At 62.3% G+C, this 19,168-nt stretch carries 15 protein-coding genes; 7 read left to right on the top strand and 8 right to left on the bottom strand.

All coding sequences use genetic code 11. From position 1 onward, the window contains the following. Window positions 1-3,494: type I secretion C-terminal target domain-containing protein (locus BLO97_RS29330; RefSeq protein ID WP_139197746.1), on the top strand; the 3,494-nt coding region annotated here is incomplete at its 5' end. Between the two features lie 255 nt (window positions 3,495-3,749). Here the strand turns inward: BLO97_RS29330 and BLO97_RS29325 are convergent. Both BLO97_RS29325 and BLO97_RS29320 read right to left on the bottom strand, forming a co-directional pair. Next, window positions 3,750-4,145 (bottom strand): YbaN family protein, encoded by a 396-nt coding sequence (locus BLO97_RS29325; protein WP_063322443.1) that lies wholly within the window; start codon window positions 4,143-4,145, stop codon window positions 3,750-3,752. 8 nt (window positions 4,146-4,153) lie between these two features. Continuing rightward, complete coding sequence (locus BLO97_RS29320; protein ID WP_003198997.1) at window positions 4,154-4,741, bottom strand: UPF0149 family protein; 588 nt, start codon at window positions 4,739-4,741, stop codon at window positions 4,154-4,156. A 347-nt stretch (window positions 4,742-5,088) separates the two neighbouring features. On the opposite strand from BLO97_RS29320, the gene recQ reads away from it, so the two are divergent. The 3 genes from recQ to BLO97_RS29305 all read left to right on the top strand — a co-directional run bounded on the left by recQ (window position 5,089) and on the right by BLO97_RS29305 (window position 9,840). Then, complete coding sequence (gene recQ, locus BLO97_RS29315; protein WP_063322442.1) at window positions 5,089-7,215, top strand: DNA helicase RecQ; 2,127 nt, start codon at window positions 5,089-5,091, stop codon at window positions 7,213-7,215. 118 nt (window positions 7,216-7,333) lie between these two features. Then, window positions 7,334-7,768 (top strand): MarR family transcriptional regulator, encoded by a 435-nt coding sequence (locus tag BLO97_RS29310; RefSeq protein ID WP_003199001.1) that lies wholly within the window; start codon window positions 7,334-7,336, stop codon window positions 7,766-7,768. Window positions 7,769-7,881: 113 nt separating this feature from the next. Then, window positions 7,882-9,840: a FimV/HubP family polar landmark protein gene (locus tag BLO97_RS29305; RefSeq protein WP_092349624.1), complete on the top strand. Its 1,959-nt coding sequence runs from the start codon at window positions 7,882-7,884 to the stop codon at window positions 9,838-9,840. A 133-nt stretch (window positions 9,841-9,973) separates the two neighbouring features. Here BLO97_RS29305 and BLO97_RS29300 read toward each other — a convergent pair whose 3' ends face one another. Then, window positions 9,974-12,175 (bottom strand): patatin-like phospholipase family protein, encoded by a 2,202-nt coding sequence (locus BLO97_RS29300; protein WP_092349621.1) that lies wholly within the window; start codon window positions 12,173-12,175, stop codon window positions 9,974-9,976. Between the two features lie 70 nt (window positions 12,176-12,245). Between BLO97_RS29300 and BLO97_RS29295 the strand changes: the two genes are divergently transcribed. Then, window positions 12,246-12,533 (top strand): Rdx family protein, encoded by a 288-nt coding sequence (locus BLO97_RS29295; protein ID WP_063322439.1) that lies wholly within the window; start codon window positions 12,246-12,248, stop codon window positions 12,531-12,533. On the opposite strand, the gene BLO97_RS29290 is transcribed toward BLO97_RS29295, so the two are convergent. Further along, entirely contained in the window at window positions 12,527-13,417 is an 891-nt protein-coding gene (locus tag BLO97_RS29290) for a DMT family transporter (protein WP_063322438.1), read from the bottom strand. The genes BLO97_RS29295 and BLO97_RS29290 overlap by 7 nt on opposite strands. A 117-nt stretch (window positions 13,418-13,534) precedes the next feature. Next, window positions 13,535-14,284, bottom strand: coding sequence for a helix-turn-helix transcriptional regulator (locus tag BLO97_RS29285; protein WP_092349618.1), 750 nt, complete (start codon window positions 14,282-14,284; stop codon window positions 13,535-13,537). A 135-nt stretch (window positions 14,285-14,419) separates the two neighbouring features. Between BLO97_RS29285 and BLO97_RS29280 the strand changes: the two genes are divergently transcribed. Next, window positions 14,420-15,238, top strand: a complete 819-nt coding sequence (locus BLO97_RS29280) for a UDP-2,3-diacylglucosamine diphosphatase (protein ID WP_092349615.1) — start codon at window positions 14,420-14,422, stop codon at window positions 15,236-15,238. 188 nt (window positions 15,239-15,426) lie between these two features. On the opposite strand, the gene BLO97_RS29275 is transcribed toward BLO97_RS29280, so the two are convergent. Both BLO97_RS29275 and BLO97_RS29270 read right to left on the bottom strand, forming a co-directional pair. Then, window positions 15,427-16,017 carry an HD domain-containing protein gene (locus BLO97_RS29275; protein ID WP_092145020.1) on the bottom strand — a complete coding sequence of 197 codons (591 nt, stop codon included), beginning with the start codon at window positions 16,015-16,017 and terminating at the stop codon, window positions 15,427-15,429. 12 nt (window positions 16,018-16,029) lie between these two features. Then, window positions 16,030-16,341 carry an Mpo1-like protein gene (locus BLO97_RS29270; protein ID WP_092349612.1) on the bottom strand — a complete coding sequence of 104 codons (312 nt, stop codon included), beginning with the start codon at window positions 16,339-16,341 and terminating at the stop codon, window positions 16,030-16,032. Between the two features lie 320 nt (window positions 16,342-16,661). Between BLO97_RS29270 and BLO97_RS29265 the strand changes: the two genes are divergently transcribed. Continuing rightward, on the top strand, window positions 16,662-17,723 hold the full coding sequence (locus tag BLO97_RS29265; RefSeq protein ID WP_092225685.1) for an AraC family transcriptional regulator: 1,062 nt from the start codon (window positions 16,662-16,664) through the stop codon (window positions 17,721-17,723). Here BLO97_RS29265 and BLO97_RS29260 read toward each other — a convergent pair. Next, a complete protein-coding gene (locus BLO97_RS29260) occupies window positions 17,680-19,134 on the bottom strand; it encodes a TrkH family potassium uptake protein (protein ID WP_092145016.1) in 1,455 nt (484 codons plus the stop codon). The genes BLO97_RS29265 and BLO97_RS29260 overlap by 44 nt on opposite strands. Between the last annotated feature and the right edge of the window lie 34 nt (window positions 19,135-19,168).

The following is a 19,168-nucleotide window of genomic DNA, read 5'->3' as shown; positions in this document are numbered from 1 at the left end:
ACCTGGCCCCCGGCACCGTCACCGGCAGCGCCCCGAATGCCACCAGTGAAACCGCCAGCGGCAGCCTTGTCGGTTCGATCAGCGGTGCCGTGGGCGCAGTGACCTTCGCGCTGGTGGGCAACGCCACCGGTGCCTACGGTCAACTGTCGCTTCAGCCCGACGGCTCCTACACCTACACCCTGACCTCGCCAGCCACCACCACGCCTCACGCCAACGATGGCCCCAACGTCTTGAGTGAAAGCTTCACCTACCAGGCCACGGACTCGTTGGGCAACACGGTCACCAGCACCATCGTCATCGACATTGTCGACGACGTGCCCAAGGCCCATGCCGATTTTGCCTCGGTGGTAGAGGGCGGCACGGTCAATGGCAACGTGCTGGACAACGACGTACTCGGTGCAGACGGCGGCGCAATCATCGGCGTGCGTGCCGGCAACGACACCACCAACCCAGCCATCGGCGGCCTCAATAGCCAGATCAATGGCACCTACGGCTACCTGACCCTGGACACCAACGGCAACGCCGTCTACCACAGCAATCCCGATGCTGTCGGCGCACCAGGCGCGACCGATGTCTTCACCTATACCGTGCGTGATGCCGATGGCGATGAAAGCACGACGACCATCACTGTCGACGTGCACAACAGCTGCCTCGTCGCAGAAACCGACCATGACGTGACCGTCTACGAAAAAGCCTTGGACCTGACCCAGGACGGCCTGGACCTGGCCCCCGGCACCGTCACCGGCAGTGACCCGAGCGCTACCGGTGAAACCGCCAGCGGGACCTTGGTCGGCTCGGTCAGCGGTGCCACGGGCGCCGTCACCTTCACCCTGGTGGGCAATGCCACCGGTGCCTACGGTCAGTTGCTGCTCCATCCTGATGGGTCGTACACCTACACCTTGACCTCGCCGGCCACGACCACACCCCATGCCAACGATGGCCCGAACGTGTTGAGCGAAAGCTTCACCTACCAGGCCACGGACTCCCTGGGCAACAGCACCACCGGCAGCCTGGTGGTCAGCATCGTCGATGACATACCAAAGGCTGTCGCGTCCGAGCGTTCGGTCACGGCGGTGGAGGTCGATTCGAACCTGCTGATCGTGCTGGATGTGTCCGGCAGCATGAAAGACGATTCCGGCGTGCCGGGGCTCTCGCGTATGGATCTGGCCAAACAGGCGATCAGCGCCTTGCTCGACAAATACGACGACATGGGCGACGTCAAAGTCCAGCTGGTGACCTTCAGCGGCAGTGCCACCGACCAGAGTGCCGTGTGGGTGGACGTGGCAACTGCCAAGACACTGATCGCCGCGCTGAGCGCGCACGGTGACACCAATTACGATGCGGCCGTGGCGATGGCCAAGACGGCGTTCGCCACCCCCGGACAACTGACCGGCGCCCAGAACATTGGTTATTTTTTCTCCGATGGCAAGCCGACCTTGGGCGAAATCGGCTCGGCGGACGAGGTCGCATGGAAAGCCTTTCTCGATGCCAACGGCATCAAGAATTACGCCGTCGGCCTGGGCAGCGGCGCCAGAAACATCAACCTCGACCCGCTGGCCTATGACGGCAGCACGCACACCAACACCAACGCGGTGGTGGTCACCGACCTGAACCAGCTCAACTCGGTGCTTTCCGGTACCGTGCAAGGCGCGCCGGTCACCGGCAACCTGCTGGGCGAGGGGGGCTCGTTCGGCGCCGATGGCGGGTTTATCAAGAGCCTGGTGGTCGATGGCACCACGTACAGCTATGACCCGGCGGCCAACGGTGGCCATGGCGCGCTGACCGCCAGCGGCGGGCTCAACCATGGCTCCTTCAATACCGCCACCAACACATTGAGCATTGCCACCGACCACGACGGCACCCTGGTGGTCAACCTGGATACCGGTGCGTTCAGCTACACCTCCCAGACGGCCACCAGCACCTTGATCACCGAGCACATCGGCTACACCGTCAGCGACCATGACGGTGACCTGGCGAGCTCCAACCTGGTGATCAACGTCGTACCCAACAGCCCACCGATAGCGGCTGACGACAACATCATCACCAACGTGCTGTCGGGCAACATCGTGATTCCGGGTGAATTGCTGTTGGGTAACGACAGCGACGCCAACGGCGATCCGCTCAGCGCGTCACCCACCAGTTTCAATACCGGTTGGGTCGCCAAAGGCGCGGATTTCACCGGCAGCACCGGCACGGCCAGCTTCACCGGCAACAACGTGCAATCGATCAATCTCAGCCGCAGCGCTTTCGTCGCCAATACCGCGAGCATGACGGCGATGTTGGTGGTCAGCGGTGCACTGGGGATGGTGTCCAATAACAACACCAACGATGAAGATCGGCTCAACATCAACCTCAAACAGGGCGAAACCCTCACCCTGGACCACAACCTGTCGGCCGGTCGCATTGCGATGGAGTATTCGCTCAACGGCGGGCCATTCATTGCGATCAACGATGGGGCTTCTTTCACCGCGGCAGCGGATGGCAATTACCAGATCCACGTCACCAATATCGCCAATCCCGGCGGCGGTAATTCCAACGCTGCGGAGAACTATCAACTGACCCTCACCGTTGACTATTCCGGGGCGCAAGACAAAACACCGGACTACCACGGCAGCTACACCGCCAGCGATAACCATGGCGGCAGTGACAGCGCAGCGGTAGGCATCAGTTACCAGGCGGGCCATACCCTGACGGGCACCAGTGGCGACGATGTGCTGTTGGCTGGCAACGGCGACAACATCCTCAACGCCGGCGACGGCAACGACGTACTCAGCGCCGGTTCGGGCAACAACACCCTGAACGGTGGGGCCGGCAATGACCTGCTCTACAGCGGCACGGGTAACGACCTGCTCGATGGCGGTACGGGCAACGACACCGTCAGCTACGCCCATGCCACGTCGGCAGTCACGGTGAACCTGGGCCTGCTGGCGGCGCAGAACACCCTGGGCGCGGGCACCGATACATTGATCGGCATCGAAAACCTGGTGGGCTCGAACTTCAACGACACCCTCACCGGCGACGGCGCCAGCAACCGCCTCGACGGTGGTCTGGGCCATGACGTGCTCAATGGCGGTGGCGGCGATGACCTGCTGATTGGCGGCCTGGGCAACAACACCCTCACCGGCGGCAGCGGCGCCGACACCTTCCAATGGCAGGCGGGCAACAGCGGCCACGACGTGATCACCGACTTCGCGCCCGGTGTCGACAAACTCGACCTGTCCCAGTTGTTGCAGGGGGAGAATGGCAGCGCGGCGTCACTGGACGATTACCTGCATTTCAGCGTGAGCGGCAGCGGGGCGTCGGTCATTACCAGCATCGACGTCAGCGCCATCGCCGGCGCCACGCCGAACCAGACCATCGACCTGGCCGGCGTCAACCTCGCCAGTCATTACGGCGTCACACCCGGCGCAGACGGAATGATCGCAGGTGCAGATACGGCGACCATCATCAACGGGATGTTGAATGACCACTCGTTGAAGGTGGACACGGTGTGAGATGAGCTGAAATAACAAAACCCGCGATTTCCGGTCTGGAAATGGCGGGTTTTGTCATTCTTGCGGCTTGAAGAAAGGGCTGCTGGACACACAAACCCCTGTGGCGAGGGGATTTATCCCCGTTCGACTGCGCAGCAGTCGCAAAAAAGGCTGGGTGCGATGAGCCAGGAAAATTGAGTTAGTTCATTTGGGGTGGCTTTGCCACCCAGCGGGAGCAAGCTCCCTCGCCACAGGAGATCCAGGCTCGTGCCACATTCAAGGCTTGCGCAGCGTCTTTTGCCTGAGGATATAAACCGTTACCAGCACCGCACTGGTGAGCATGAACCCCCGGGCCCACGGCAGGGGCACCAGGTAGCAGGAAAAGAGGATGCTCGCCCACATCAGTCCGATGGCATAGACCTTACCCTTGAGCGGGATGCCCTTGCCACTGAGGTAGTCACGAATCCACGGGCCGAGGCGGGGATGTTCTACCAGCCATTGGTAGAAGCGCGGCGAACTGCGGGCGAAACAGGCCGCCGCCAAGAGCAGGAAAGGGGTGGTGGGCAGTACGGGGACGAAGATGCCGATGACCCCCAGCGCTACGCTCAGCCAGCCGATGGCCAACAGAACGTAACGCAGGATCAGCGGGCGATTGCCAATGGGCGAGGGCACCCGGTCACTCAGTGGTGGCGAGGCTTGAGGATCGCCGGTTTCTCGTCCGGTGCGTTGCACAGCAGGTACAGGGCCGTGAGGGCTTCGGGGATCTGGACGATCATGTCGTCCATCAGGTTGGCGTCGGCGGCGATGTCGGAAAACTCCGGTTGCTCGTCGAACAGACCGGAACCGACCATGATCGGCAGCAGCATTTCGCTGACTTCCTCTTCGGCGGTTTCGAACCAGGCGGCTTCGCGCAGGAACACGCCTTCCATGAAGCCGATGCACCAGCCACGCAGTTCCGAATCGTCCGGGTCATCGCCCAAGTCCAGGTCGCACGGCAGTTCGAACTCTTCGTCGGAAGCCAGTTGGCGGGCGATGTGGGCCTTGAGGCCGACCAGCGTGGCTTCGATTTCGGCACGCTGGGCTTCGTCGCTGTAATGCGGCTCTTCGGCGAACAGGGCGTCGATCCACTCACGGTCCGGCACCGTTTCTGCGCAGATGGACAGGGCGGTCAGATAGCCGTGAGCGGCCACGTAGTCCAGCGCCTCTTCGTGCAGCTCATCGGCGTCGAGGAAGACTTGCAGGCGGGTCAGTTGCTCAGCGAAGGACATTACGGGCTACCTTGGGGAATAAACAATGCGGGAATTCTAGGCCTTCTTGAGCGCCCAGGCCAGCCGCGTGGCGTATTTGCCTTGCCGGTAAGGGCTGGGTTGCCCGCATGCCCTGGCATTTATCCCTCGCCACAGGTTCGGTGCATGACTGGCAACAGTGCAAGGGCTTCATCGAACACCTCTTGTCAGCAGCGCCCTTCGCAACGAAGGCCTCGGGTATACTGCCGCGTTTTGTGATGCCCTGCGGCGTCCCGCCGGTTCGAAACGCGCACTTACGATTTGCCGGTGCAGCTTTTGTGATTCTGAACCAGCCTTGCAGGGATGTTTCGGTGATTTTTGGAGTTTCTATGCTCGAACAGGCTCAACGCGTCCTCAAGGACATCTTCGGCTACGACAGTTTTCGTGGCCGCCAGGGTGCCATTATTGAGCGCGTGGCCAGCGGTGGCGATGCCCTGGTGCTCATGCCCACCGGCGGCGGCAAATCCTTGTGCTTCCAGGTCCCGGCGTTGTTGCGCAACGGCCTGGCCGTGGTGGTCTCGCCACTGATCGCATTGATGGACGACCAGGTTGCGACCCTCGAGGAACTGGGGGTTGCCGCTGCTTCGCTGAACTCCACCCTCAGCGCCGAGCAACAGCGGGACCTGGCGACACGCATCAGGCGCGGCGAAGTGAAGATGTTGTACCTGGCCCCGGAACGCCTGGTGCAGCCACGTATGCTGGCGTTCCTGCAGAGCCTGGAAATCGCCCTGTTCGCCATCGACGAAGCCCACTGCGTGTCCCAATGGGGCCATGATTTCCGGCGTGAATACCTGCAACTGGGACAACTGGCGGAACTGTTCCCCGACGTGCCGCGCATCGCCCTGACCGCCACCGCCGACAAACGCACCCGCGAGGAAATCGTCGAGCGCCTGCATTTGCAGGATGCCGAGCGCTTCCTGTCCAGCTTCGACCGTCCGAATATTTTCTACCGCATCGTCCCCAAGGAGCAGCCGCGCAAGCAGTTGCTGGCGTTTCTCGCCGAACGTCGCAGTGATGCCGGCATCGTCTACTGCCTGTCGCGCAAGAAGGTCGATGAAGTGGCGGCGTTTCTGTGTGAGCAGGGGTTCCCGGCGTTGCCGTATCACGCCGGCCTGCCCAACGACCTGCGGGCCTATCACCAGAAGCGCTTCCTCAACGAGGAAGGCCTGATCATGGTGGCCACCATTGCGTTCGGCATGGGCATCGACAAGCCCAACGTGCGTTTTGTCGCGCACCTGGACCTGCCCAAGTCCCTCGAGGCGTATTACCAGGAAACCGGGCGTGCCGGTCGTGATGGCTTGCCGGCCGACGCCTGGATGGCCTACGGCCTGCAAGACGTGGTGATGCTCAAGCAGATGTTGCAGAGCTCCGAAGGTGATGAGCGCCACAAGCGCCTGGAGCAGCACAAGCTCGACGCGATGCTCTCGCTGTGCGAAGAAACCCGCTGCCGGCGCCAGACCCTGCTGGCCTATTTCGACGAAGACATGCCCCAGCCTTGCGGGCATTGCGACAACTGCGTCGATGGCGTGGAAACCTGGGACGCCACCGAACCGGCCCGCCAGGCCTTGTCGGCGATTTTCCGCACCGGCCAGCGCTACGGTGTTGGGCATCTGGTGGACGTGTTACTGGGCAAGGACAACGAAAAGGTCCGCAGCTTTGGCCACCAGCACCTGTCGGTGTTCGGTGTGGGCAAGGCGCGCACCGAGAGTGAGTGGCGTTCATTATTCCGACAACTGGTGGCCCGCGGTCTGGCCGACATCGACCTGGAAGGCTACGGCGGCCTGCGCCTGAGTGCGACTTGCCGGCCATTGCTCAAAGGTGAAGTCACCCTCGAACTGCGCCGCGACCTCAAACCGGCAACGGCGGTCAAGAGCAGCAAGAGCCAGGCCAGCCAACTGGTGCGTGGCGAAGAGCGCGATCAATGGGAAGCCTTGCGGGCCTTGCGGCGCAAGCTGGCCGAGGAGCACGGTGTCCCGCCGTACGTCATCTTCCCCGACTCGACGCTGCTGGAAATGCTCCGCAGCCAGCCCACCTCCCTGGCGGAAATGGCCCGGGTCAGTGGCGTGGGCGCGCGCAAGCTGGAGCGGTATGGCGAGGCCTTCCTCCAGGTCCTGGGCGGCGAGGCCGAAGCACCGAAAGCGGTGGCCGATGTACGCCACGAACTCATCACACTGGCCCGGGCCGGCATGACGCCGTTGCAGATCGCCGGGCAACTGCAGTGCTCGGAAAAGAACGTCTACACGATGCTGGCCGAGGCCATTGGCAAACAGCAGTTATCCCTGGAACAGGCACTGGATCTGCCCGAGGAACTGATGGGTGAAGTGCAGGATGCCTTCCTGGACGGCGAAGGCGAGTTACCACCAGTGTCTGAAGTTGCCGCACTGTTTGTCGGACGGGTTCCCGAAGGTGTGTTGTATTGCGTCAGGGCTGCATTGCAGTCGGAATTTGAAGTCTGATCAGTAAGTTGCGTTCCTTTAACGATTCAGTACAAGGCGAGCCTTGCTTGAATCCAAAGCTCATGCTTAGCTGACTAATAATTAGTTTTTCTCTATTTCAGATCTGATGAGTTTTTTTATGCCGTTAACCGATCAACACCGTTTTGGCATGCAGTTGGCGCAAATGTCTCGGGGCTGGCGTGCCGAACTGGATCGTCGCCTGGCCGGGTTGGGCCTGTCCCAGGCGCGTTGGCTGGTGCTGTTGCACCTGGCCCGTTTCGAACAGGCGCCGACCCAGCGTGAACTGGCCCAGAGCGTCGCCGTCGAAGGACCGACCCTGGCCCGGTTGCTCGACAGCCTGGAAACCCAGGGGCTGGTACAGCGCCAGGCCGTGGCCGAGGACCGCCGGGCCAAGAAAATCGTGCTCTGCGCACCGGCCCTACCGTTGATCGAACAAATCGAAACCATTGCCACGCAATTGCGGCGTGAGCTGTTCGAAGGGGTCGATGAAGCGGACATGCGCGTGTGCATGCGGGTCCACGGTACGATCCTGGCCAACCTGGAAAAATCCTGAGGCATATCCCTGGCGCCAGACTTTTGAGATTCGGCGATTAGCGAACTATAACCAGTACTAAGTGATCGTATTGGATGCGTTTACGCTCAGTCTGGTAGTCGAAAGGGATACCCATGCTTGAAAGTTTGCAGTCCACGTTGCGCAGTTGGGTCAACGTGTCGGTCGTCGTGGGTGCCCTGGGGTATTCGGCCTTGGCGTCGGCGCTGGGACTGGGGGACATAACGCTCCATTCCGCCCTGAACCAGCCGTTGCGCGCCGATATCGCCCTGGTCGATGTGGCCGGCATCGGCGAGGGCGATCTGTCGGCCAGCCTGGCGAGCCCGGACGATTTCAGTCGTGCGGGTGTGGAGCGGGCGTTTTTTCTCAACAACCTGCGCTTCACGCCGGTCTTGCGCGGGGAGCGCAGCTTCATTCGGGTGACCTCCAGCAAACCGGTGGAGGAACCCTTTCTCAACTTCCTGGTGCAGCTCAATCAGCCCAACGGGCGCCTGCTGCGCGAATACACCGTGCTGATCGACCCGCCGGGCACACCGGGTATCGTGCCTGTCCGTGACGAACCTTCCGAGGCCCCGCCGTCCATCAAGCCGCCCCCGGCGGTACAGGGCAAGCGCTACACCGTGGTGCCGGGGGACAACCCCTGGCTCATCGCCAAACGCCTGCATGACGCCGGCAGCAACGCGTCGATCAATGAGTTGATGCAAGCAATCCAGGCCTTGAACCCCGGCAGCGACCGGCTTTCCATCGGCCAGCGCTTGTTGTTGCCCGACTCGGCCGTGCTGCCGACGTCGGCTGCAACCCCGGCCGGCCAGGCCCCCGCCGCGTCCGATGAGCAATTGGCCGCCAGCGTGCTGCTAAACCAGCAGCAACAGAAGACTATCGAGCAACTGCAGGCCCGGCTCCAGGCCCAGGACGAGGAAGTCGCTGGCCAGCGCAAGCAGATCAGCGAATTGCAGGCCCGGCTGGCCGAGGTAGCGCCAGCCCCTGTCGCATCGACGCAACCGCAACCGGCGCTTCCTGCATCGGAACCGGCGTCGAACGCGCAACCCGCTACAGAACCGGTAGCAGAGCCAGAGGGCATCAATTGGACATGGGTGGCGGGGCTGGTGGGCCTGTTGGGGTTGCTGGCGCTGTTACTGTTCGTTCGGCGTCGGCAGCAGCAGGCCGAGTTGGAACCGATGACCGGGCGTCCCGAGCCGATGCTGGAGGAGGGCGACGAAACCTTTGCATCAATCCCCGACACGGAGCCGTCCGAGACCGCGGCATCGTTCAATAACGGTGACACGCCCCTGGGTGATGTGCTGGAGGGCGTCGGGATCTACCTGACCTACGGTCGATTCACCGAGGCCGCAGGGCTGTTGCGCGCCGCGTTGCTGGCGGAGCCGGAGCGCACCGACCTGGGCCTCAAGTTGCTGGAAGTACTGGGCAAGCAGGGCGATGTCATCGGTTTCCAGGCCCAGGAGCATCATCTACAGGCACAGGGTATCGATGCCGGGACGTTGGAGGAGGTCCGCGGGCGCTACCCCAAGGTTTCCATGATCGCCACGCCGACAGTGGCGTCGGTACAACCTCAGGTGCCGGTTCTTCCATCTACTCCGGCACCGACACCTGCGCCTGAACGTGAGCCGGTGCCCGGTGACGAGTTCGAGTTGGACCTGGATGCGCTGTCCATGGAAACCAGCTGGGACCTCGCCGATGCCCAGGACAACACTGCCGATAAAGAGGCTGTTTCACCTTATGCCGCCGAGAGCTTTTCGCTTTCAGGTTTTGACGAGCCGGATCTGCAATGGGAAGCGCCACTGGAAACCGAGTCGTTGGACGATGCCTTCCTCGATAGCTTTGCCGACGAAGAACAGTCGCTGGAACTTGAGCCACTGGCCCTTGAACCTGTTTCCCTGGACACCCTGCCCCTCGAGCCTCAGGCCCCGGAACACTCGGTCAAGTTGGAGCAGGCACAGAATTGCATCGACGATGGAGACCTGAAAACCGCCGTCTCCCTGCTTGAAGAACTGCTCGAGGAGGGTGACGAACCCCTCAAGCAGACCGCCCGGGTGCTGCTGGCGGGGATTCGCTAAGAACCATCGAGGCTGTAGCGGCTGGCCTCTTCGCGAGCAAGCTCGCTCCCACAGCCACCTGCGCCCCCATGTGGGAGCGAGGTTGCTCGCGATAGCGGCCTATCAGGCTGTCAAATCCTGTCCAGACAGCCCATCAAAACGTCTGCCCCAGGTTCAGATACACCGCCTGTTCATCATCGTCGTTAAAGCCATAGCTGAAGTTCAGTGGCCCCAGCGGTGTATCGAAGCCCAGGAAAATGCTGGCGGCGTTGATGTAACCGCTGTCGAATTCGTTGTCGTTGTTCCACGCCCTGCCGCGTTCCAACGAGCCGCCGACGTACAGCGGGAAGTCCAGTGGCAGATAGGCCCGCGGTGTGAGGCGGCGGTAATACACGGCACGCATCAGGCTGATGTTCTGTCCGGATATCCCGTCTTCGCGAAAACCTGACAGCTGCCGCGCGCCACCGAGCACAAAGCTGGATGTCACGACTTCAGCAGTGTCCAGTGTTCGACCGTAGCGCCCGCCCAGGATGAAGGTATCCGGGCCGCTGCTTAGGGCTTTGTCCAGCTTGAACTCCCACTGGCGGTAACGCTGGTCGGAACCCAGTCCTGGTTCGTATTGACGCCAGCTCAGGCCGATATCTTCCCCTTCGTGGGGGAAATACACGTTGTCGAAGGAATCGAAGGAGTACTTCAGCTCATAGAAACCTTCATTGAAGTTTTCGCTGGGCTGGTCGTGATCGCCAATGCGCACATCCGCCTTGCCCCAGGCCTGGCCGACACCGAAGCGGATTTCGCCGTTGTTGCTGATCTGGCGGCCCACGTTCAGCCCGAAGCCATAGCGCTCGACGCGATACTGGGCCACCGGATCGTTGTCCAGGATGGACTCCACGTTGCGAGATTCAAATTGCCCGTAGGGGGCGATGAAGTAACGTGAACCGACATCCAATGGTTGGTAGAACTCGCTGTACAGCTCCTGCTTGTCGCCGATCTGCGCCCGGGTCAGCCATTCGGCACCGAGGCGATTGATGCCGTTGACCCGATAGCTGGCCCCCAGGTTGAAAGCGCTGTCGCCGCGCATGTCGTCCGACAGGCTCAGCCCCAGCCGAAGGTAGTCGGTGCCGGTGCGTCTGCCCCGGGCGCTGATCACCAGCGTGTGATCCGGGCCCTTGCGGACCACGCGGTATTGCACCTGTTCGAAGTAATCCAGGCCGTACAGCGTGCCCATGTCGGTCTGCAGGCGGCCCAGGTCCAGCGGCTCGCCGATCTTCTGGCGAACGTAATAGCGGATCACGTCATCGCCGACTTTCGAGTCGTTCTCCACACGAATGGCGGTGATGACCGGCGTGCGCTCGCTTGGGGTGCGCGCGGCCATGAGCTCGGCGTCGGGCGCCTCGGACGGGCGTAGAGGCGCCAGGCGTGTCTCGAGTATCCGCGTGGCACGGTAACCGGCGTCGATCATGTCCTGGGCCCGGCCGAAATCGGTGGAGCCGAAGCTCGCCAGCGCCGGCTGGATCAGCACGTCGTCTTTCTTCAGCGTTGCCAGTTGCTCTTCAGAGTTGCGCCGGGTCATCAGGGTGGTCGACTGGTTCAGCACATCCACCACCGTGACCAGTTGCTTGCGGTTGCGCAGGGGCGTACCGATGTCGACCACGATGGCCACGTCCACGCCCATTTCCCGGGCCACATCCAGCGGGATGTTGTCGGACATGCCGCCGTCCACCAGCAGTCGGTTGTCCAGTTCCACCGGGGCGAATACCGCCGGGATCGACATGCTGGCGCGGATGACCTTGGGCAGGTGGCCTTTGCGGAACACGACTTTTTCGCCCGTGGCGATGTCAGTGGCGACTGCGCGAAACGGGATCGGCAGTTTGTCGAAGTCCCGTGTATCGCTGGCGTGGGCCAGCAGGCTTTCGAGCAGCAGGGCCAGGTTCTGGCCCTGGATGACCCCCAAGGGCAGGCCGAGGCTGCCGTCGTCACGAAAACTCAGTTTCTGTTTGACCAGGAAGTCCCGGTCATCCTGCTTGCGCCGGAAGGGTACGTCCTTGCGTGGCGGCGCATCGGACAGAGCCTGTTGCCAGTCGATGCCCAGGGCGAGTTTTTCCAGTTCGTCGATCTTGTAGCCTGAGGCATACAGCCCGCCGATGACCGCGCCCATGCTGGTGCCGGCGATGGCATCGATCTTGATGCCTTGCTCTTCCAGGGCCTTGAGCACGCCGATGTGAGCCAGCCCCCGTGCGGCACCGCCGGACAGCACCAGGCCGATTTTCGGGCGTGGCGCTTCGACGGCGGGCACGTTGGCATGGCCGAGCAGGGGCAACAGCAACAGAAGCAGGAGGGGCAGGAGGCGGCGCATCGTCAATCTCGGGGCGGGCGTCAAAGGCGGGTATTATAACGACGCCTTCGAATCCAGGAGTCCACCCGCAATGACCGAACATAAACCGGAAGTCGTCATCACGTATTGCACCCAGTGCCAATGGCTGTTGCGCGCTGCCTGGCTGGCCCAGGAACTGCTCAGCACCTTCGGCGACGACTTGGGCAAAGTGTCCCTGGTGCCGGGCACCGGTGGCGTGTTCCACATCAGTTGCGACAATACGCAGATCTGGGAGCGCAAGGCCGATGGCGGTTTTCCCGAAGCCAAGGTCCTCAAGCAGCGGGTCCGCGACCGGATCGATCCGGAGCGGGACTTGGGCCACAACGATCGGGTTCAGTGAGACGCGGCTTGGGCGCCAACCCCCGGTTTCTTCGAACCACCCAGTTGGCTTGAGATCACGATGGCCGCGATGATCACCACGCCGCCCAGCAGCATGCGCAGGGTCGGGTTCTCATCGAACAGCCACCAGGCCATGGCGATGCCATAGACCGGCTCCATGGCGAACACCACCGCCGCCGTGCGGGCCTTGATCACCGCCAGGCTGGCGACGAACAGGCTGTGGGCCAGGCCGGTGCAGAACACGCCGAGCAAGCCGATCCACAACCAGTCGAGGGGGCGAACGTCGCTCAATTGTGGCGCGGCCATCGGCAGCAGGCACAACCCGACCACCACGTTCTGGCACAGCGCGGCCTGAACCGGCGGGACGTGCGCCGAACCGGCACGGTTGGTCAAGGACAACAGGGAGAAGAGCAACCCCGAGGCCACGGCCCACAGCAGGCCAGTGGTGGCACCGCTGGCCAGGTCGAAGTTCGGCGTGACCAACACCAGGCCGACGCTCACCAGCACCACCAGCCAGATTTCATTGGCGCGAATCCGTTCGCGGAAGATCAGCCCCTCGAGCAATACCGTGAAGGCCGGGAAACTGGCGAACCCCAGCGTGGCGACCGCCACGCCGGCCACCTTCACGGCGATGAAGAAACTCACCCAATGCCCGGCCAGCAACAGCCCCCCAAGCAACAATCTCCGGCCATCCCGGGCCCGCAGCTTCTGCCAGCGGCTGTTGCTGGCGAACCGGGCGAACATCGCCAGGGCCAGCACGGCGAAGACGGCGCGCCCGAACACGATGACCGCCGGCGAAGCCGCGGCGAGTTTGCCAAAGACACCGGTCAGGCCAAACATGAGTGCGCCGATGTGCAGGGCGCCGAGGGCGGTACGAGGTGTCATTTCAATCCTTTCAACAGATAAGCCAAAACCGACGGACAAACATCGATCCCATGGGGGTATTTAAGCGTTGGGGAGGTGCTGGCGTCTGTCGCGATCCTAGCGATTTTTAGCGCGAAGCTAGCGCTGACGCCGCAGCTTGCCCGGCGAGACGCCGAATTCGCGCAGCACCGCCGCGGCGAAGGCACTTTGGGAGCTGTAGCCGACGCGGTGGGCGATCTCACCGATGGGCAACTGCGAATCACGCAACAACGCCACGGCCTGGTGCAAGCGGCGGCTGCGGATGTACTCCATCGGGGTTTGCCCGCACTCGGCGACGAAGCGTGCGTGCAGGCGGGCGTTGGAGAGGCCGGCGATTCGCGCCAGGTCCGCCACTTGCAGCGCATAGGCGGCGTTCTGGTCGATGTGGGCATTGAGCGCGGCGTAGGGCAGGCGCCGGCCGCCGTGGGTTGCCTGGCGAGCGTTATTGAGACTCGCCAGCAGCAGCACCGCGCCTTGCTGGGCGATCACCGGATCGTCCACCGGGCTGCCCGCCAACCAACTGACCAACTGGCTTTGCCCCGCATCCAGGGGCAGGCGCGCGGTGTCGTCGAGCAAACGGCGGCTGGCGTCGGCGTGATCCCCCAGGCATTGCCCGACCCAATCGTCACTGGGCACATCCAGCACCAGGCAGCGGCTGCCGTGGGGGCTGCCGCAGGCGTGATGGGCACCGGCGGGTACTACCACGAAACTCTGTTGCACCACCTGGCTGCCACGCCCTTCGACCTCGAAATCCAGCGCGCCGGACAACCCGAACACCAGTTGCGCGTGGTCGTGGCTGTGGACAATCAGATCGTGGCTGTAGTGGCGTAGCGTGAGGATCGGTCTCATCGCGGTCTCCCGTATCAGGCCGCCAGCATACACCGAGGGCACACCGCCCCGCGCTGTCATGTAATGGACTTGTGTTTGTCATGGGCCATTAACCGCTGGCGTGCACAGTGGCGAAAACGATCAGAGGGTTGCCCAATGACCAGCGCCGAGCTCGCCAGACCCAGCCGCAAACAGCGTGTACGCACCCTGTGGATTTCCGATGTGCACCTGGGTACCCGGGATTGCCAGGCCGAGCACTTGTCGCAGTTTCTCAAGGGCTACCACGCCGACAAGATCTACCTGGTGGGTGACATCATCGATGGTTGGAAACTGCGCGGTGGCATGTATTGGCCCCAGGCCCACACCAACGTCATTCGTCGCTTGCTGACCATGAGCAAGCGCGGCACCGAAGTGATCTACGTCACCGGCAACCATGACGAATTCCTGCGGCGCTATTCGAAGCTGATCCTGGGCAATATCCAGTTGGTGGACGAAGCGGTGCACGTCACGGCCGATGGCCGGCATCTGTTGGTGATCCATGGTGACCAGTTCGATGTCATCACCCGGTACCACCGTTGGCTGGCGTTCCTCGGGGATTCGGCCTACGAGTTCACCCTCACGTTGAACCGCTGGCTAAACCATTGGCGAGCCCGTTACGGCTACGGCTACTGGTCGTTGTCGGCGTACCTCAAGCATAAGGTCAAGACCGCCGTCAGTTTCATCAGCGATTTCGAAGAAGCCATCGCCCACGAGTGTGTGAAGCGCGAACTGCATGGCGTGGTCTGTGGGCATATCCACCACGCCGAGATGCGTAGGGTGGGCGAGGTGGAATACCTTAATTGTGGCGATTGGGTCGAATCCTGCACGGCGCTGATCGAGCATTGGGATGGGACGATCGAGTTGTATCGGTTGGCGGAGGCCCAGGCGCGGGAGGCGTTGCTCAAGGCAGAGTTGAAAGTGGCCGAGCCGGTGTAGGTCGGCTTGATACTTTCGCAAGCAAACATCTGACCCTGTTTGCACCGGACAGGGTTAACCCCTGTGGCGAGGGAGCTTGCTCCCGCTGGGGCGCGAAGCGGCCCTGTTTTTCGGGGCCCTGTTTTTTGAGGGGCGGCTCCGCCACCCAGCGGGAGCAAGCTCCCTCGCCACATAGGTTTCTGTGTCTGTCAGGGCGGCGTTTGTTCCGCCATCGCCGCCTTGTAGATCGATTGCTTCGGCGTGGCAAAGACCCTTTCCAGCATCGGCTCGAAGAAACTCAAGGGCAGGGTGTCGTATTCGGCATCGAATGCCGCCGCGTCGTACTTCGCACAGAACTCAATGGTCGCCTGGTATTGCGGATGACCACTGAATTGCTCGCGCAGGTGTCGGTCCATGCCCAGGTGATGGAAGAAGTAATAGCCCTGGAAAATCCCGTGCTTCTCCACCATCCACAGGTTTTCGGCGCTGACGAAGGGCTTGAGGATCGCCGCGGCGATGTCCGGGTGGTTGTATGAACCCAGGGTGTCACCGATGTCGTGGAGCAGGGCGCAGACCACGTACTCCTCGTCCCGCCCGTCACGGTAGGCGCGGGTGGCGGTTTGCAGGGAATGGGTCAGGCGATCCACCGGGAACCCGCCGAAATCGCCGTCCAGCAGTTTCAAGTGGGCGAGGATCCGGCCCGGCAATTGCCGCGCGTAGGCGCTGAAGTCGGCCGCGATGATCGCCCAGTCTTGTTGGGTGCCTTCTTTCATGTGGGTAAAGCGCGCGTGGTTGCTCATCGGCAGTCCTTGTTAGAACGCGACCTTGCCCAACAGCATGTCGCGGTACATGACGAAATCGCCGAGCAGGCTGTAGAGCGGATGCTGGAAGGTGGCGGGACGGTTCTTTTCGAAGAAGAAGTGCCCGACCCAGGCGAAGCCGTAGCCGGCCACGGGCAGGGCGAGCCACAGCCACCCGCTACCCACGACGAGAGCGAGGGCGAACACCAGGATGACCAGGGAGGTGCCCATGAAATGCAGTCGTCGGCAGGTGCTGTTGCTGTGTTCGCTGAGGTAGTACGGGTAGAACTCGGCGAAGCTATTGAATCGTTTAGTGTTTTCCAAGACTGCAGGCTCTTTGGTTATTGTTCTGGCGACCGATGCATCCAGTGGCTTGCTTTGAGTCTAGAGCCATCATTTGCAACAGCCAGTGACAATGGGCGCCACTCTAGTGTCCGGTCTTACCAATAACGCCCCTTTTGGACGGCTTCTGTTGCCGTCATGCTGCGTTGCCACTCCTCGCCATAGCGGGCTATGACTCGTCGTGGCGTCTTGCCTGACAACAACAGCCGCTTGTCCAAAAGGGGCGTTATTGGTAAGACCGGACACTGCTATCCTTCGCAAATCCAGCCGTACCCTGCGGCTCGTCATGCAAGTAAAACGTCATGAACGAACGAACGACTTCTTCAAGCTGGGCGATGGGGATTGTCAAGGCGTTGGAAATCGACGGCCTGGATTGTCGGGTGCTGTTCAAGCAACTGGGGCTGGACTTTGATGCGCTGGACGATCCGGATGCACGTTTCCCCCAGGACTCGATGACGCGGCTCTGGCAACGGGCGGTGGAATTGTCAGGTAACCCGGCCATTGGCTTGAACATGGGTAAAGTGGTGCGCCCGGCCTCGTTCCATGTGGCGGGCTACGCCTTGATGTCCAGTCGCACGCTGGCGGAGGGGTTCCAGCGACTGGTGCGATACCAGCGGATCATTGCCGAAAGCGCCGACTTGAGTTTTCGCCGCTTGGAAGAAGGCTACGGGCTGATTTTGACGGTACACGGCGATCATTTGCCCCCGACCCGTCAAAGTGCCGAAGCATCCCTGGCCTGTGCGTTGGCCCTGTGCAACTGGCTGACCGGGCGTACCTTGCACCCGGTAAAAGTGCTGTTCCAAGGCACCGAACCCTTGGACCTGGCGCCATATCAGCGAGCCTTCTGCGCGCCGCTGGAGTTCGGTGCGTCTTATGATGCGCTGATTTTTGAACGGGCCGACATGGAGGCGCCGCTGCCTACGGCCAACGAAGCCATGGCGCAGTTGCATGACCGGTTTGCCGGTGAATACCTCGCGCGTTTTTCGGAAAGCCGTGTGACCCACAAGGCGCGACAAGTGTTGTGCCGACTGTTGCCCCAGGGCGAGCCCAAGCGTGACGTGGTGGCGCAGACGCTGCACCTGTCACAGCGCACCTTGCAGCGGCGCTTGCAGGAGGAGGGCACCAGTTTCCAGAGTTTGCTGGAGGACACCCGTCGTGAACTGGCCGAGCAGTATCTGGCGCAGCCGGGCATGACGCTGCTGGAGATCGCCTATCTGTTGGGGTTTGCCGACCCGAGCAATTTTTTCCGGGCCTTTCGTCGTTGGTTCGACACCACGCCCGGCGAATACCGGGCACGGTTGGCGAGCCAGCCAGAAGCGGTCAGTGACGCCAGAACGCCGGGATACACAGCACGAACACCGTGATGATCTCCAGTCGGCCCAGCAGCATGCCTGCGGACAGAATCCACTTGGCCGCGTCCGGCAGCGGTGCGAAGTTGCCGGCCGGCCCGATGATCTCTCCCAGCCCCGGGCCGACGCCGGACACGGTGCTGGCCGCACCGGTCAGCGCCGTCATCCATTCCACGCCCAGCAGCGACAGCAGCAGGGCGATCACGCAGATGGTGATGGCGAAGAAGAACGAGAACGTAAGGATCGAGCGGACGATTTCTTCGTCAAGGCGATGACCGTTGTATTTCTGTTTGATCACCGCGCGGGGGTGGATCAGTTGATTCAGGTTGGCCCGCAGCAGGATGTAGGCGACCTGGAAGCGGAAAATCTTGATCCCGCCGGCCGTCGAGCCTGAGCAACCACCGACGAACCCCAGGTAGAAAAACAGCATCAGCGAAAAATTGCCCCACAGGCTGTAGTCGCCGAGGGCGAAACCGGTGGTGGTGACGATGGACGTCACGTTCAGCGCCACGTGCCGCAGCGCGTCCAGCCAATGCAGGTCGGTGGTCGCCCAATACCAGGTGCCGAGCACCAGCCAGGTCACCAACAACACCCCGATGAGCCCCTGGACCTGCTGGTCCTTGATCAGCGCCCGGCGATTGCCCCGCAACATCGAGACGTACAGGGCAAACGGCAGGCTGCCGAGGATCATGATGACAATGGCGACCCAGTGCACCGCCGGCTGGGTCCATTTGGCCAGGGACAGGTCCGAGGTGGAGAAACCGCCGGTGGAGATCGCCGACATCGCATGGTTGATGGCATCGAACAGGCTCATCCCGGCCCACCAGAGCGCCAGGGTGCCGAGGATGGTGATGCCTACGTAGGACGCCACGATCAGCCGCGCCACCATGTGGGAACGGGGCATGACTTTTTCCGAGCGGTCCGACGATTCGGTCTGGAACAGCCGCATGCCACCGATGCGTAGCAGGGGCAGGATCGCCACAGCCATGCCGATGAAGCCGATACCGCCGAGCCAGTGCAGCAGCGAGCGCCACATCAGGATGCCCGGGGACATGGTGTCCAGGCCGCTCAGGACGGTGGCGCCGGTGGCGGTGATGCCCGACATGCTTTCGAAAAACGAGTCGGTATAGCTGATCTTCTGGGTCAGCAGGAACGGCAGCGCGGCAAAGATACACACCACCAGCCAACTGCTGACAGTCAGCAAGTACATGTCGCGCGGGCGCAGGTGGATGTGTTCCGGGCGCCCGGGAAGCACCAGCGCCAGGCCGGCGAGGAAGGTAATCATGCTCGACCAGAGGAACGACGGCAGGTCGGCGGTGCGCTCGAAGACCATCAGGGTGGCCATGGGCACGACCATGAAGATCGCCAGGGTGATCAGGAAGATGCCGATGATGAAACCAATGATCCGCAGGGTCGGCAACGCCATGAAGTCCGCTCAGGCTGGAAAAGGAAGGGCGCCA

Origin of the sequence: Pseudomonas sp. NFACC05-1 (assembly GCF_900100135.1) — a bacterium.
Classification (GTDB): Bacteria; Pseudomonadota; Gammaproteobacteria; order Pseudomonadales; family Pseudomonadaceae; genus Aquipseudomonas; species Aquipseudomonas fluorescens_Q.
Note: the sequence above shows the minus strand (reverse complement) of the source record. Positions and strands in the feature narration are given on the sequence as shown.

Excerpts from the sequence above, each read along its gene's own strand:
- BLO97_RS29320 (WP_003198997.1), bottom strand. The coding sequence starts at position 4,741 with ATGTCCTTCGCTGAGCAACTGACCCGCCTGCAAGTCTTCCTCGACGCC.
- recQ (WP_063322442.1), top strand. The coding sequence starts at position 5,089 with ATGCTCGAACAGGCTCAACGCGTCCTCAAGGACATCTTCGGCTACGAC.
- BLO97_RS29310 (WP_003199001.1), top strand. The coding sequence starts at position 7,334 with ATGCCGTTAACCGATCAACACCGTTTTGGCATGCAGTTGGCGCAAATG.
- BLO97_RS29305 (WP_092349624.1), top strand. The coding sequence starts at position 7,882 with ATGCTTGAAAGTTTGCAGTCCACGTTGCGCAGTTGGGTCAACGTGTCG.
- BLO97_RS29300 (WP_092349621.1), bottom strand. The coding sequence starts at position 12,175 with ATGCGCCGCCTCCTGCCCCTCCTGCTTCTGTTGCTGTTGCCCCTGCTC.
- BLO97_RS29295 (WP_063322439.1), top strand. The coding sequence starts at position 12,246 with ATGACCGAACATAAACCGGAAGTCGTCATCACGTATTGCACCCAGTGC.
- BLO97_RS29290 (WP_063322438.1), bottom strand. The coding sequence starts at position 13,417 with ATGACACCTCGTACCGCCCTCGGCGCCCTGCACATCGGCGCACTCATG.
- BLO97_RS29285 (WP_092349618.1), bottom strand. The coding sequence starts at position 14,284 with ATGAGACCGATCCTCACGCTACGCCACTACAGCCACGATCTGATTGTC.
- BLO97_RS29280 (WP_092349615.1), top strand. The coding sequence starts at position 14,420 with ATGACCAGCGCCGAGCTCGCCAGACCCAGCCGCAAACAGCGTGTACGC.
- BLO97_RS29275 (WP_092145020.1), bottom strand. The coding sequence starts at position 16,017 with ATGAGCAACCACGCGCGCTTTACCCACATGAAAGAAGGCACCCAACAA.
- BLO97_RS29265 (WP_092225685.1), top strand. The coding sequence starts at position 16,662 with ATGAACGAACGAACGACTTCTTCAAGCTGGGCGATGGGGATTGTCAAG.
- BLO97_RS29260 (WP_092145016.1), bottom strand. The coding sequence starts at position 19,134 with ATGGCGTTGCCGACCCTGCGGATCATTGGTTTCATCATCGGCATCTTC.